The organism is Tamlana crocina (assembly GCF_012037625.1).
The window spans coordinates 78770-94476 of the sequence record NZ_JAAVJS010000007.1 but is presented as its reverse complement, the minus strand read 5'-3'; the positions used below and the strand labels follow the sequence as shown (position 1 = coordinate 94476).

Below are 15707 nucleotides of genomic sequence, written 5' to 3'. Positions count from 1 at the left end.
AAATTGTAAGATGAAAAACATCATTAAATGCTGCCTTATTGCAGTACTCTCACTCATCCACATTCAAGCTTTTGCCCATGAGGAATTGCTTGTTCAAGACCCAATAATCTTTACTGAGGAAATTGAAAAATACGTTAATGAAGACGCCGCTACAAAAGACCCTGTTTTTATTTTTGACCCAGAACGTTGGGGTATTGTACAAGGTCGCATTTCTGACGAAGTGGCTTTAAAAAATAAAGCCATTCTTAATGGCATCATGGCAAAATTGGTAGATATGGGGGTTTTTACCATGGAAATAGGCGCTATGGATGCTTATTTTAAAGTGGACGCCCCTAGCATTAATAAAATAAAAAACCATAATGCTTCAATACAGATCCCTTCAAATTTTAATTTAGTTATGGGGGAAGATACATATTTACGAGTACAACCCAACAGCTCTCCATTATATACTTTAATGTCAACGTACTTAGCAGATAATGTAACCATATCGGGCGGTCATTTAGTAGGTGATCGTTATAATGGGCATGATTACGTACCTACAGTGGATGCAGACGGAGTGACCAGAAATGAGCATGGATGGGGTTTTTTACTCTATATCATTGGAACACATAATATAACTATAGATGGAGTTGATGTTTCAAGAGCCACTGGTGATGGTATAGCCATCCATGCTAAATCATTGAGAGCAACAGACGGTAGTGTTGGTAGTTGGAATAGAGAGTCTTTAAACGTAAAAATAATTAATTCAACTATTTCTGAATGCCGTAGAAACAACATTAGTATTTTAGATGGTACTAATATCACCATTGACAATTGTAAGATATTGGATGCAGCCAAAGGGTCTGCAGTTTTTGATGAAAATGGAAAATTTATTTACAGCGACAGTGGCACTAACCCTAGGTATGGTATAGACTTAGAAGCTATTAGACATAGAAATAGTGACAATGAACTAGAGGAAACTGCACGAATTGAAAATGTGACAATTTCCAACAGTGTCTTTACGGGAAATTATACCGGGGACATCGCTCTTCATACACCGGTCAACGTTAAAATCATTAACAATCAGTTTGATAGTAGAGTGTCTAGCTATGCGGCAAATAATATTCAGATTTTAAATAATAAATTTGTCGCAAGGTCAACTAAAATGTCTTTCGCCATTAGTATCAATAGTTTTAAAGATAGTTTTACTGGTGAAGAGCTGAACCATTCATATCGCATAGAGGGTAATACAATTAGTGGAAGCAGCACAGGAGGGTATTACAAAAATGGTATAAATGTTGCGGGTACAAATCAAGAAATTAATAAAAACACAATTGTAGATTGTGAGATAGGAATTTATTTTAAAGGAAACTTTTCAAATAGTAGTTTTAGAGGCAACAGAATAGAAAGTAGTTTGCCGGCAAGTTATGGATACAAATGTTTTAATTACAGTCAGGGAACAGATAATATTGTTTTTTCTCAAGATTATGTTAACGTAACTAATAGGCCTGTAAGTTTTATTGGGTTTAACAATGAAAGTACATCTTCTAATATTCAAATGACATTTAAAGATTGTACATTTAATTCCATTAATTATAGGAATTTTAATGTTTACCTTAATAATTGTAAAAATATTGGTTTTGAACGAAACAAAGGTAACGTAAAGCTTGAAATAGTAGATTCTCAAAACATTTTAACACTTAATAATTTACTTGAATTTTTCTAACTTATACCGTTTTAATTCGGTCCGTTACTTTGAGTGCGAAGTTGGATTAAAATATTTGTAATAATTAAATAGATAAATTTTTATTAAATAATGAATTTTAGAAGTCCTTTTCTTTCTAAAAATACACTTTACCGATAAAATAAATACTATAATCGAACTTTTTTGTCGAAAATCCCATAAAAAATCTTTTTTTATGGGATTTTATCTTTAATATTGCCTCAATAATTTATTACCCCTCCCTAAAACCTACTTAAAATGAAATTACCTACAAATTTTTATGTAATGATAGTATTATTGTTATTTTTATCACTATCGTGTAACAAAGAAGAATTATTTGTTGAAGACCTTGCTCAGGCGGAAATTATTGAAGAAACTGAGAAAACTGAAGAGACGGAAGAAGCCAATGAAGATTCGGATGAACAACAAGAAGAAGAAATAGATCCGACTCAGCCTTGCGATTTGAGTTTGGAAGCGTTGGTTAATGATTTAACAGACAATATAGTCTCTATAAATTGCTTTATGGATCTTGAAGGCAAGACTATAAATTTACCTCCTAATATAGCAGTAAAATATGAAGGCGGCGAGATAAAAAATGGAACACTTGTGTTTAGTGGCGGCACCATTGATAGTGAACTTCTCGATATCTCTATTGAGCTTAAAGGAGATGTGGTTTTAAGTACGGATACTTACACTTTAGTGTCTTCAAAATGGGATATTGTTGAAGGAAAGACCACTAAAGAAATTTCTTTACAGAATAGAGAAAACATCAACCAAGCGATAGCATTGGTGGATCGCTTGGAAGGTCACGTGTTTGAACTGACAAAAATCGATGCTTATTTTAATGTGGAAGCAAATAAAGTTAATAGGGAATATAGTTATAAACGCTCCATAAGAGTGCCTTCCAATTTTCATTTCAAAATGAATGATGACACTTTTTTAAGGGTTCAACCCACACATTTTCCTGCCTATGCATTAATTACCACCATGGTTACTGATAATGCTAAGATATCGGGAGGTAATCTTATTGGAGATCGTTGGGAACATGATTATTCGCCTATTAATGATATTGTTGGTGCAAACCGTGATGAACATGGCTATGGGCATGTAATATGGGTAATCGGAGCCCATAATACGATAATAGATAATGTTTTTGTTTCTCAGGCTATTGGCGAAGGCATTCAAATCCATTCTGAAACGATAAGAGACAGTAATGGAGAGTTATTTGCTGGTACACGCACAAGTGAAAATGTTGTTATAAAAAATTGTCTAGTTACTGAGTGTAGAAGAAATAACATAGCCGTTGTGGATGCCAAAGGTGTTCTCATTGAAAATTGCGAAATTAACGACACCGGAAAAGGATCCCAAGCCTATGATGCTAGCGGGAATAAAATATTTAGTAGTGCAGGCACGGCACCTCGATATGGTATTGATTTAGAGGCCTTACGCTATATCAATGATGATGGCTCTATGAATGAAATCAATAAGATTGATGATGTTGTTATTAGAAATTGTTCTTTTAGGGGGAATGCGGCAGGAGACATTGATATTTATACGGTACAAAACGTTATTATTGAAAATAATTATTTTGATAAATGGGTGGCTAATTTTGCTGCTAATGATGTTGTAATAAGAAATAATACGTTTGAGTCTCGTGACCCAGAAATCACTTTTGGAATTAATATAAGATCTTTTGTAAGAAATAATAGAGAATTCAACTACAATTACCAAATATATGGAAATACCATTAAGGGGTATAAAAACGGAATAACTGTGGCTGGTAAAAACGTTAGTGTGAATAATAATACTATTACCGATTGTCAAGTTGGAATCCAATTAAAAGGTAATGCTAACCAATTAAGTTTTCAAGGTAATACCATTAAGAGCGATCTTCCAGCTAGCTTTGGATATAAATGTTTTAACAATTCGCAAAATAGTTATGATTTAACGATGGTTAACGACTTTATCGATGTGACCAATAGACCATTAAGTTTTATTGGTTTCAACAATGAAATGAGTTCGAATGATATACAAGTGGTTTTTGAAGGCTGTACATTTAATTCAAAAAATAAGAACAATTTCTTTATTCATTTGAACAAGGCCAAACATATCGAGTTTAAAAATAACGTGAGTAATACTGATTTTGAAATTATTGATTCAGAAAATATATTACTTACAAATAACGCTGTTAAAAATTAGAACTTAAACATCATGCAAAAACAAGCCCGAATTTATTTAAATTCGGGCTTGTTTTTTTATTACTTTATTTGTCAGTTTTTTTAAACAATGTCAAAGTTTGCTTCGGTAATTGTTTTATATGTTTTAGCTGCTTCTTGCCACACCATTTGCTGATTGTATTTTTCTAAAATATGCTTTCTGGTAACTTGACGTAGTTTATCGGTTTGCTTTGGGTTTTCCAAGAGGTATGTCATGGCCTCCAATAAACTCGATTCAGATTTTGAGTCCACCAATAATCCATTATAATTATGTTTGACGATTTCGTTGCACCCCGTAATATTTGAACATATAATGGGTAAATCCATAGCAGCGGCTTCCATGACCGAAACGCCAAAACCTTCACGGTAGCTCGGGAACACAAAAATATCCATCAGTTTTAAAAATGGCCTAACATCATTTTGCCCGCCAACGGCAATGATATTGTCATTTTCATTGATTTCGTTTTCAACATCTTTATCCAAAGGGTCTAAGTCTTGTTCGTACCAACCCACCAAAAGCAATTTGGTGTTTTTATACATTTTATTGAGTTGGCTAAATACTCTTACTAACTCATTAACTCCTTTATCTTTAACCAATCGCCCCACATACCCAAAAACAATGTCACTTTCCCTTATCTGATTTTTGGTATTCTGGTCGGGGTCAACGGCTTCCACAGAAAATACTTCCCCATTAATGCCATTGGCACTACCGTTGCCTATGATGTAAGGTGTTTTACTTGTAATATTTTGCTCCTTCAGGTTTTTCTTTACACCATGACTTACGGCAATAATATCTGTGGCGAAGTAACAGGACATGCGCTCAATACTTAATAATATTTTTCGTTTTAAGCCAGCATCCCCTTCAAATCGTAATCCATGGATGTAATAAATTCTAACCGGTACCCGCGTTAGCCATGCTGCCGTCATACTCAATAGTCCACCCTTTGGAGTATTACCGTGAACCACATGAGGTTTTATTTTCTTAAATAACATCACCAACCTATAAAGACTTTTTAGGTCTTGAATAGGAGAGATGTCCCGCATCATTTTTACAGGGTGTACTTTAACGCCCTCACGTTTGCTCACAAAATCCAAGACATCATCGGGGCTAGTAACCAACTCGACGTCGAAATAATTATTTAAAAACTTTACCTGCCCCTCAAAAAAATTGAGGGTGGTTGAAATGGTTGAGACTATTAAAAATTTCTTTTTCATAACATAAGCACATTTTGTATAGCGAATTGGCTTTTTTATAATAAAAAAAGAGTTTAGGAAATAGGAAGTTTGGTGTTTATTACCCTATCTAGTTCATTTAGATAAACTTGTTCGTTATAATTGTCAGATGCACTTTTATAGCTTCGGCGTTTTAATAAAATATCTTCTTTGTTAAGCAAAGATATGCCTCTAACAGCCATAGATTTAAACTGTGATTTAAACCAAAGTGGTAAAAATTGCTTGTCAGCGTATTTCTTGTACATCACGCGCTCATTCTTATAAGCGGCTAAAACTTTTTTAGATGTTGCATTGTTTTCCTCTCGATAGTAATACAACAGGTCGTTTATAAACCGAATGTTGAAATCATTTTTCTTGCTAGCTCTAAGCCATAAATCGTAGTCTTGTGCAATTTTAAGGGTTTCATCATACTGGTTTCTTTTAAACCAATCGGTTTTACTGACAATACTGGCATGCGTTGGAGCAGCTCGTTTATATAATAGGTCTTCAAAACTTATCTCACTAATATCTGCAAACCTGCAGCCCAAATAAGTGAGATCATTGCTGATTGATATCGTTCCCGTACTCACCAAATCTAAATCAGGGTTGCTTTTTAAAATATTCAGTTGGGTTTCAATTCTTTTGGTAGACATTAAATCGTCTGCATCCATTCTTGCTAGATACTCGTACTTGGCAAGCCCAACTATTTCATTTAAACGTGCAGCCAATTTTTTATTTTTACCATCAGAATACACGCTTACCCGAGGATCGTTAATAGACTTTGCAATTTCTAAAGAGTTATCAGTTGAGCCATCATCCATCAATATCAATTCCCAATCTTGATAGGTTTGGGCGAACACTGATTTAATTGCCATTTCCAGAAAATCTTCTGCATTGTAGAAAGGGAGTCCAATTGTTATTGCCATAAGTTTTGTTTTAAATAGCTGTTTTAAAAAACATTAAGTAAGTGAAGGCATAATACAGTAATGTAATAATGCCTATTTTTTTAAACTGATTTTTCCAAATATTCTTATCCAATAAGGGATAAATGACGATAATGGCCATTAAAAACCACGATAAGTACGCAAATCGATTGGAGAAATTCGCTCTAATGATCATGACCCAAAAGGCATTGGCCACAATATAGGTGTGTAATAATCTATCATATATCAAACTTTGATAGCCACTTTTGTATTTGTAAAAGCCCGATAAAATTATGGGAGCGGCACTGTACAGCAAGAAGTCGTATCTAAATCCTGTTGATGAAAATTTACTGGAAGAGGCATCAGTTGTTAAATAAGCCGAAAACCGTTCGTCTGCAAAACCCAATTGGGCAAATAGGTTCTCCCAAACGCCTCCCATGGTTACGGATAAAGCAATGGCTAAAATGTAAAAAAAGTAATATTTTTTAGTATCCGGAACATATTTTGTGCAAACAAAAGCCATAATAGGCAGTAACATACTGGTATGGAAGGAGTAGGCCAACACAAAGAATATCACCATCTTTTTAAAGTTTTTCATATGGTATGATATGGCCAATACATACAAAGAGGTTGCCATGCCGTTCCTAATACCGTTGACACCGTAAGTCCAAAAAGAATACGATACTATAAATAATAAAAAAGCAAAAAAATAGTGGTTTGGAAACCAATTTTTACTGGCAACATATAAAGGAATGATATAAATACATGCACAAAGAAAAAAGAAGCCTTCGAGTGTCATCACCTTTGTACAGAATAATAAAAAATAGGAGAAGCCGTGGTCGCTTGTAATTTCATAGGCTCCCGATAAGTACCTATGGAAAATATGGGCATAGGTAGTCATGTCTATAAAAATGCCGTTTATGGGCCTAAAACCAATGTATAGAAGAAGTACAATCAATAACAATGGGGAACCGATTCTATTAAAAATAGATATTTTCGTATCGTTTGGGCTTAATGCCAGGGTATGGATAAATGTTATCATGCATGTTAAAGCCATAACATGGTAATAAATATCATAATAGTAGCGTATGGGAATAAACTCAAACATTTATATTATTATTTCCTGTTTAACATAAAAGGGTTAAGGGTGTTGTTGATATATTTTTTCTAATAACTTTACACTGACTTCAATATCGAATCCTTTATCTTTTAATATATCATGCCTAGCTTTAGCATCCATTTTTGGTTTGGATGTCAATTCAATAAGCTTTTTATACCAATCATCAAATGACGATTCTAAAGCACAAAACTCTATAAGCCCCATATTTAAGTCAACCTCGCTTGAAATACGATTAGAAATTAAAGCGGGGATACCTGCGGTTTGAGATTCCACTAAAATGACAGGAAAGCCTTCATGAAACGACGGCATAAGTAAAGCGTCGCTATGCGCTAGAACCTTTTCAATATCAGATCGAACGCCTAAAAAAGAAATTTGCTTTTCCAGACCTTTACTCTGGACTAGTTGCTTTAGGTCATTTTCTAAACGGCCTGCACCAACCAGACAAATATGAAAATCTATTTTTTTAAGCTTTAAATATTCTGCAAAATTAATAGAAAATTCTACATTTTTAACCGGCATTAATCTTCCTATTTGAGATAATACCATTGTTTTTTCTGAAATGCCCTCAATCTTAAAAAAATGTTGAGCGGTATCATTTGGTTTTGCGTTAATGAATTTTTGAACATTAACGGCATTAGGTATAAAAACAACGTTCTGTTGGTTTGGAAACAAAAACTTACCGGCCTCGTCTCCGCAGGCAATAAAATCAGTACTTAGTAAATTAATAATTTTTCTAGAAAATTTTTGGTATAATTTACCATGTAAAGTTTTACTATTTACATCACTAGTGTTGTGCGAGTGGGCAATTCTTTGTTTACTGCCCGCACAGAACGCCGCTATAAGATGAAATGCATTACTAAATAACTGGTGGCAATGGACGGCATGAAAAGGCTTATTATTTTTGATTATTTTGTAAAGTTCGAATGTGCGCCTTATACTTGAACTAGCCAAAGACTCAGGGATTCGGTAAATTTTTCCTCCTAATTCTAAAATTTCATCGTCATAGTCGCACGGGCGCTCGGTAAAATACACAAAATCGAATTGGTATTCGGTTTTATCTATGGCACGATATAAACTCATAACCATGGTCTCGGCTCCAGCGCGATCCATAGTTCCTACTATTTGTAATATTCTTTTCATCTGTTTATTTTTTTTTTTATGGTCAGATGTAATTCGCCATTAAACATCTCGGTGGGTATCAAGATTTGTTATGGCTCATTTCATAGGTTATTTGTTTATAGGTAATAGTTTATAGGCACCGTAAAAGGTTTTAAACAATTTATGATAAAGCTTAGGGGAAGCTTTTATAGCTTTCAATGTGGAGGAACTGTAAGCACCTTGTATGTCTTCTTTTTTAACCCTACCAATAACTTGGTATGCTATTTTGGGAAGGTTTAGTGAAGCTCGTGCTGCCATGTTTACCGTGCCTTCAATGGTGTGTAGTATTACATCCGATAGTGCTTTTTTGTAAGTGTTCGATATGTTATGTTGTTGCAACAGGTTGGCATGTCTATTTAAAATATCAAAACGGTGCTCAATATTTCTGGGTTTTATATTATTGGCTATACTACCGCCCCTAACCAAGTAATGGTAACAAACTTCTGGCAAAGTGGTACACGTTTCGGCAAGCAAAAGGGCACGAGGGGTAAACTCCAAATCCTCATATAAATAACCTTCCAAAAATAGCAGTTTGTTTTTATTCAGAAAATCTCTCTTATAGATAAATTTCCAAATATAGAAGAGGTTGTTTAAATGTTCGGAGAAAAATACCTCGCCAGAAACAGGATGGTCAATGCCGTTGGGGATATATTGTTTTGTTGATACCCCATTAAGCCACACATCATGCCCTAACCACAAAATATCTATGTCGTCTTTTAGATGAGAAAAAACATCCGACAGACAGTTGTTTTTAATCCAATCATCCGAATCTACAAACCAAACATAGTTACCAACAGCATGCTTTAACCCGGTATTTCTAGCACCGCTTAAACCCTTGTTCTCTTGGGATATTAATTTTAAATCGTTATATTTTTCCTTTAATTTTTCACATAATTCCAAACTGTTGTCGGTAGAGCCATCATTTACCAGTATGATTTCATATTGGTCTTTAGGAACATTTTGGTTGTAGCAACTTTCTACACATTTATTAATATAATCTGCAACGTTGTAAACCGGTATAACAATGGATAAAATTGGGCGCATAGCGTATTAGTTTTTGATGGCTTCGACTATGGGATGGTATTTGGAAACAAGCGTTTCTAAATCAATTTCTGTTTGTTGTCCTTTCACCTCGGCGATGGCGTTTTTAATTGAGTTCTCAGATAAATCTTCAACCAACCTAATATGCTTAGCCTGTTTTATCCACGAATAAGAGGATTTTATTTTGTGGTTGTTGTTTAAAAAGACTAGGGCAGGAGTACCCGTAATATAACAAAATATCATGCCGTGTAGGCGGTCGGTAATAACAAGCTCTACGGTTTTAAAATCTCCCCAAATGGATTTGAGTTTGCTTACTCTGTTTTTTAAAGGAAGCCCTTGACCGCCAACATGTGTGTCTCTAATCGTAATATGGTTAAATTCCTTTTTTAAAAGGGCTTTTAGGTTGTTTTCTTGTTCAACGGATAATTTTTTTTCTTTGTCGTCTCTCAGACAGACTATGGCCCCATGTCTTGGTATTTGCGGAACAGACTGATTTTGGGATAAAACAATATCAGGCGTCAATACCACTTTGTTTTTAGGAAAATGAGTATTGTAATAATCAAATGATTTTTGTTCTCGGGCTACTAGAGTTAAATGGTTATGCTTTGAATAGGTTTTTATCGTTTTGTTGCGTTCTTTTAAACCTTTAGTAGTTTCGCTAAAATCAATGGTTTGTGGAAATGAAATGATTTTGTTACCGGGAAAATGTTCAATAACCAATCTTCTATAAAGTTCAATAGACTCGTAAAGATCTCCAGTATTACCTCCGCCAACAGTTGTGATGATATCGTTGGGTTGAATAATTTTTTTAACAAAAGCAATGCCTTCTAGGGTGTTGCTTATTGGGATTTCGGTGACTATAGCATCAGGAAAAAAACGATTTAAAAATTTATGCTGAGCGTAGGTGATGGCGACGTCGCCCAAGTTTCCATAATCGGCAGCTAAAAAGATGAAAATTCTTTTTTTGTTTTCTGCTGGCGTTTTGAAATCGAAATACGATATCGGTTTAGACTCAAGCCTAGACAGGATATATTTCACCTTCCAAACTAATGGGATTGATTTTTTAATTGAAGATATCATGTAAACGATTAATATAAATTATTTTACTTTATTGATGATTCTGTGTTTTAAATAAAACCAAATGGTAGGATGCGTCCAAAATTTGCTATCCAAATGATTTTTAACCACTTTCGAGTTGTTGTTGAGCAAATCGTCAACAGCCTTTTTCATCAGTTCAATCCCTTTGGCCAATTGTAAGTAGGTGTAGGTAACAAAATTATCGGAGGAATTAGTTTCAATGAGGTCTTGGTACAAAATGCCTCCGGTGTCAATTCCTGGGTCGACTAAATGAACACTGACCCCACAATACCCATCGTTATTGATTTTAGACCAATAGGCACCGTGAATACCACGATATAAAGGAGTGTATCCTGCGTGGGTGTTTATAAATGTACCGGTTATAGAATTCAATACTTTTTTTGAAATGATTCGCGTACCATTAACAATTACAATATCCGGGTTAATTTTTTGAAGTGTATCAATACACGTTTGCGAATTGGCAGAGGAGACACGGATTAACTTTTCCTCTTCAAAGTCGTCAAACTTAAGATTGTTTTTTTCGATAATTTCCTTAATTCGCGCTTTACCTTCTTTATTTAAATAAGGAACGATTAATTTTCCGAAAAGGACTTGTCCTACTACCTTTATCAGCCCTAGTTTTTTAATCCGTCTTTTTATAAATTCCTTTTTACTTTTCGGAGCTTCCAAAATAACATGGGTAATATTATATTGGCTTTTTAAGGCATTATATATGGCATATGAAGAATGGTCTTTTCCCACCAACATGACTATTTCTTTTGACATAATAGCGTTTATAATAGTTTAGACATTAATGAAAATTGTTTGTACTTAAACAAATAAATCAATATTTTCATTTTTATAGTTATTCGGTTAGAAGGTTTGTAGTACTTGAACAAAAATTTGAATAGCTCCATTTGTCGCAAATCATTTAACTCACGGGTTATTATGCCTCCTGGTTTGTTTATGGCATTTGCCAGTAAAAGAAAAAACGAATGTTCTATATAATATCTTGCAATATCTTTATAATATTTAATATTGTTTACCGGACTATTCTCCTGATGAAACTGAATTCTGTTTTCAAAATGATCTGCAATATTTTTATTCAAATATGCTTTGTAAGGAGTTTGGGTAATTGAGTTTTCATTCGAAACATAATTATAGAGCGGGTTATTTAGGTTTAAAACATTGTTGGCGTAATAATAACACCTGATGTTAAACAATGTATCTTCTCCTACTTTTATTTTTGAATCAAAAGTTATATCATTTTTATCAATTAATGATTTTTTATAAAGTTTATTCCAAGGATACCATAAAAAATTATTAGCGGATGTGTTGGCCAACAATTCGAGTATTTTTTTGTGATCTAATGATTTATTTAGATCATTATTGATTTTGAAAATCTTGTCATTTTTTAAATGATTATATGCAAAAAAAATAATATCAGGGTTGGTTTCTTTTATATTTAAGGATAATATTTCAATAAAATCTTCCATCACATAATCATCACTGTCCACAAAAGCAATATATGTGCCGCGCGCTTTTGTAAGGCCCATGTTTCTTGCACTTGAAGGCCCTCCGTTTTCTTTATGATAAACTTTTACATTACTGTTTGTATTTGCATATGTATCACAAATGGTAGAAGAATTATCAGCAGAACCATCATTTACAAGAAGGACTTCAAACTTTGAAGAATCTTGGCGCAAAATAGAATCCAGACATCTATTCAAAAATTTCTCAGCATTATAAACCGGAATTATGATTGATATAACTGGTTGATTTGTTCGTGACATAGCTTTTTAGTAACTGATATTTTTAGACTTAATCAATTGGTTTATGAATAATTCAGACATTCGCGAATTGAAGGTTTTTAAAATAAACCTGATAAGTTTAAAAAATCTGGGAAGTTTGTGGGACTTATAAAGTAAATTGATTTTCTCTTTTTTTATTAAATCAAGTTTCTCTTGTCTTTCTTTTTTGTCAAAGCAGCTTCTCTTATCAAAAACACCAAGGGTTAGCACCAATAACGAATAAGCATTACTGTAATTAATAAAATCAATATAACTTTGGTTATTTGTATTACTATGTTTCTGTAGGAATTTATCCCTTAGCGAAATGATTTCATTATTGAATTTAAATCGCATATTGAATGGAATATATTTATTTGTTAGAGATTCATTATTGCGGTGTGCATAGTAATAACCAGCATAGCTAGTTATAGAAATTGTACTAATATGCATTAAATATTCGAAGACAAAAATCATGTCTTCGCCATAAGCTATATCTGGATTAAAATTCAAATTGTTGGTCTTTATTATAGAGGATTTGAATAATTTAACATAAGGACCTCTTATAATATTATTCTTTTCAGCGAGTTCTATGGCATCAATAATATTATTACTTATACATTTTTGAGGGAATTTGATTGTCTCGAATTTATTTCCGTCTTCTTTCCATATAATTAGACCTTGCATTTGTAAATCTGAGTCAATAGAATAGTCAAAGTTCTCTAAAAATTTTTCGTCAAGCCAGTCGTCTGAATCTACAAAACAAATATAACTTCCAGACGCTTTATCCAATCCGTTATTTCGGGCTATTGAAACGCCAGCATTATTTTGCGAATAGATTTTAATGTTATTATGGTTTTTTTCAAATGATTCGCAGATAGAGAGGGAATTATCAGTAGAGCCATCATTAATTATAATAATTTCAAAATCTTTAAATGTTTGGTTTAATATGCTGGATAAACATTTTTCTAAATGTTCTTGGCTATTAAACACAGGGATAATTATTGAAATCAGTGGCTTACTCATAGATAATTATATAAATTTTTAGACTTCACTGTTATTTTTAGCAAAAGGACAAGCTTTTAAAAGTTCGGCTTTTCGATATTCTAACATTTTTTTGCCAACAAGTAAAACATCACTATTTTCTTTTAAAGCGATGTTTATATTTTCAAAATTAAGTTCAGTTGGTGTTTTATGTATTTCATTCTTAAAATCAATTCCCATTGATTCAAAATAATCATAGAACTTAACATTATCTCCATCAAGTTTATTTGAAAATTTAATCCATAAAGCTGGAATATAATAAGAGTGCGAAATAATTAGGCCGTGTAATGAAGATGAGATAATTTGTTCACATTTTAAAATTTCAGAGGTAACATCTTCGATTGAGTTGGTCAATAAATTGATAACATTAACTCGTTTATCATTTTTGAATATGTTTTGAATCTCTTGATAATCATAAAAATGAGGTATTATACCTATTTTAAATTTTTTTTCAATTTCTGGATGATAGTAATTAGGCAATAATATCCCTGGGTCACCGTACACTTCGGGACACTTAAAACCCAGTTCCAAAATGCGTTTTCTAGTTTGAGGTCCCCTCACAGCCAAGAATTCGGCTTCTTTAATCTTGTCCTTTTTTGAAATAATTCCACTTCCCCAGACGATTGAGTTTTCGGTTGCTGTCCTAATAATGCTACCAATAACTAAATAATGTTTTTTAAAAAAATACTTATACCTTCTGCTTGAAGGATAAATTATGGAAACAACTTTTTTTCCTGATATTTTTTCCACGAGATATTTTGATAATAGATCACCGTAATTTTTACGATTATCATTTCGTTTTCCATCCCACCAATATAATCTAATTGCCATTTTTTTATTTATATGATTAAAACTTATACTTAATTTTGTCTTACTTGCTTTTTAATAATCTATGAGGATTGTTTTCTTAATTTGCTTATTAAAATTTGTATTTTATCAATTATCATATTTTTCTCTTTTTTGTTCGTTCCGATAGAATAAACAAATGAAATCACTGATATGACGGATACACAAGAAACTAAAATAAACCGAATCGGACCTTCATTAAACTGACTAAGAAAAATGATGGGCAAGATGGTTGAGCCAATAACTACAATTGTAATTTTCCACAATACATCGGAGTAGAATTTTCTTATGTCAAAATTTACCAGTTTTTTCAAAATCAACAATCTTAAGTTTAAGCATATCAATGAAATAATAATGCTGATATAAAATGTTATTTGTGGTGAAAAATTGAGTTCTAGAAAAACATAAGATATAGGTAGGTTTAATAGTAAAGTAGTACCAACTATTATTTGGTACCATTTAATATTTCCTGTGGCATTGGCAGTAGTCATTAAAGGGCCGGAGATACTATCAATCAAAGCATTAATAATTACCAAAAATGTAAATAATACTGCAAAATCAGGAACCTTATTTAACCAAAAACTTAATAGGAAATGAGTTTCTAGCAAAACCGGCATTGCTAAAAAAAACAAGAGAAAAAATGTTAACCGAGAACTTGTAAAAACCAATTTCATCATATAATCGCGGTCTTCAGATGCATAGGATTTAATTATCTGTGGGTTAACAGCAACTTGGAAATTAGAAGAAAATGCCGTTATGGCACCACTAACTTGATAGGAGATTGCCCTAGCCGCATTTACGGCAGGGCCAAAAAACATGTTAAGTAATAGATTAACTCCTTGACTCATACCTACACTCGCCATATTACCAAATAAACTCCATCCAGAGTAGCCAATTAGTTCTTTGTATAGGACTTTGTCTTTCACTAAAACAAATTTACTTTCGCCAAAGTTTTTTCTACAATACCAATATACAATGATTAAATTAACCATTATTATTGAGGTTATTAATACTGAGTACAACATTAATTTATCTAATGTAATATACATTAATAAAAATATCATAATTAATCTTAATATCACTTCAAAAATGGATATGTAAGCATAAAAGTCCATTTTTTCGTTGGCTATTATTGCAGCATTAAAAGGAACCCTTACAATCATTAAAAATGTACTGAATAGGGAAAACTGAAAAACAATTTCTGCTATATTCATTCTTTCTGTGGGAATTGTTAGGTAGTTATGCAAAACGTACATACCTATGGTTTCCCCTAATAAGATTATCAAAACACCTGTTGCAAAGTGAATTGACAAAGCGGCATTGAAAGTTTTCCTAAGGTGAGAGGGATTATTTTTTCCTAGTCCAAAGGATAAAAACCTTTGTGTGGCTGCAGACATAGAGGAGTTTATAAAGGAGAAAATAGTAACTACACCACCAACAACATTATAAATACCATAATCTTCAACACCAAGAACATCTAAAACAATACGCGATGTGTATAATGACACGAACATTGAAAACAACATTCTTACATATAGCATCAAAGTGTTTTTTGCTATTTTCTTGCTTTTGCTCAAATTT

Annotated in this window: 13 protein-coding genes; 2 read left to right on the top strand and 11 right to left on the bottom strand. The window is 32.9% G+C overall.

The features are described 5' to 3' along the window. Positions 1-10: 10 nt before the first annotated feature. Both HC176_RS06650 and HC176_RS06645 read left to right on the top strand, forming a co-directional pair. Positions 11-1705, top strand: coding sequence for a right-handed parallel beta-helix repeat-containing protein (locus HC176_RS06650; RefSeq protein WP_167917411.1), 1695 nt, complete (start codon positions 11-13; stop codon positions 1703-1705). A gap of 255 nt (positions 1706-1960) precedes the next feature. Then, positions 1961-3901 carry a right-handed parallel beta-helix repeat-containing protein gene (locus HC176_RS06645; RefSeq protein WP_167917410.1) on the top strand — a complete coding sequence of 647 codons (1941 nt, stop codon included), beginning with the start codon at positions 1961-1963 and terminating at the stop codon, positions 3899-3901. A gap of 80 nt (positions 3902-3981) precedes the next feature. Here the strand turns inward: HC176_RS06645 and HC176_RS06640 are convergent, their stop codons facing one another. The 11 genes from HC176_RS06640 to HC176_RS06590 form a co-directional block, all read right to left on the bottom strand. After that, the gene (locus HC176_RS06640; RefSeq protein ID WP_167917409.1) at positions 3982-5133 is read right to left on the bottom strand and encodes a glycosyltransferase family 4 protein; all 1152 of its coding nucleotides are present in this window, start codon (positions 5131-5133) and stop codon (positions 3982-3984) included. 53 nt (positions 5134-5186) lie between these two features. Continuing rightward, positions 5187-6056, bottom strand: a complete 870-nt coding sequence (locus HC176_RS06635) for a glycosyltransferase family 2 protein (protein WP_167917408.1) — start codon at positions 6054-6056, stop codon at positions 5187-5189. A gap of 10 nt (positions 6057-6066) precedes the next feature. After that, entirely contained in the window at positions 6067-7095 is a 1029-nt protein-coding gene (locus HC176_RS06630; protein WP_167917407.1) for an EpsG family protein, read from the bottom strand. A 99-nt stretch (positions 7096-7194) separates the two neighbouring features. Next, positions 7195-8313: a glycosyltransferase gene (locus tag HC176_RS06625; protein ID WP_167917406.1), complete on the bottom strand. Its 1119-nt coding sequence runs from the start codon at positions 8311-8313 to the stop codon at positions 7195-7197. Between the two features lie 87 nt (positions 8314-8400). Beyond that, positions 8401-9375 carry a glycosyltransferase gene (locus tag HC176_RS06620; RefSeq protein ID WP_167917405.1) on the bottom strand — a complete coding sequence of 325 codons (975 nt, stop codon included), beginning with the start codon at positions 9373-9375 and terminating at the stop codon, positions 8401-8403. A gap of 6 nt (positions 9376-9381) precedes the next feature. After that, a complete protein-coding gene (locus HC176_RS06615) occupies positions 9382-10452 on the bottom strand; it encodes a polysaccharide pyruvyl transferase family protein (RefSeq protein WP_167917404.1) in 1071 nt (356 codons plus the stop codon). Positions 10453-10470: 18 nt separating this feature from the next. Beyond that, entirely contained in the window at positions 10471-11235 is a 765-nt protein-coding gene (locus tag HC176_RS06610; RefSeq protein ID WP_167917403.1) for a formyl transferase, read from the bottom strand. Between the two features lie 8 nt (positions 11236-11243). Continuing rightward, positions 11244-12242, bottom strand: a complete 999-nt coding sequence (locus tag HC176_RS06605; RefSeq protein WP_167917402.1) for a glycosyltransferase family 2 protein — start codon at positions 12240-12242, stop codon at positions 11244-11246. Between the two features lie 6 nt (positions 12243-12248). Continuing rightward, positions 12249-13262, bottom strand: a complete 1014-nt coding sequence (locus HC176_RS06600; RefSeq protein WP_167917401.1) for a glycosyltransferase family 2 protein — start codon at positions 13260-13262, stop codon at positions 12249-12251. An 18-nt stretch (positions 13263-13280) separates the two neighbouring features. Then, positions 13281-14111: a polysaccharide pyruvyl transferase family protein gene (locus HC176_RS06595; RefSeq protein WP_167917400.1), complete on the bottom strand. Its 831-nt coding sequence runs from the start codon at positions 14109-14111 to the stop codon at positions 13281-13283. Between the two features lie 59 nt (positions 14112-14170). Further along, the gene (locus tag HC176_RS06590) at positions 14171-15703 is read right to left on the bottom strand and encodes an MATE family efflux transporter (protein WP_167917399.1); all 1533 of its coding nucleotides are present in this window, start codon (positions 15701-15703) and stop codon (positions 14171-14173) included. Between the last annotated feature and the right edge of the window lie 4 nt (positions 15704-15707).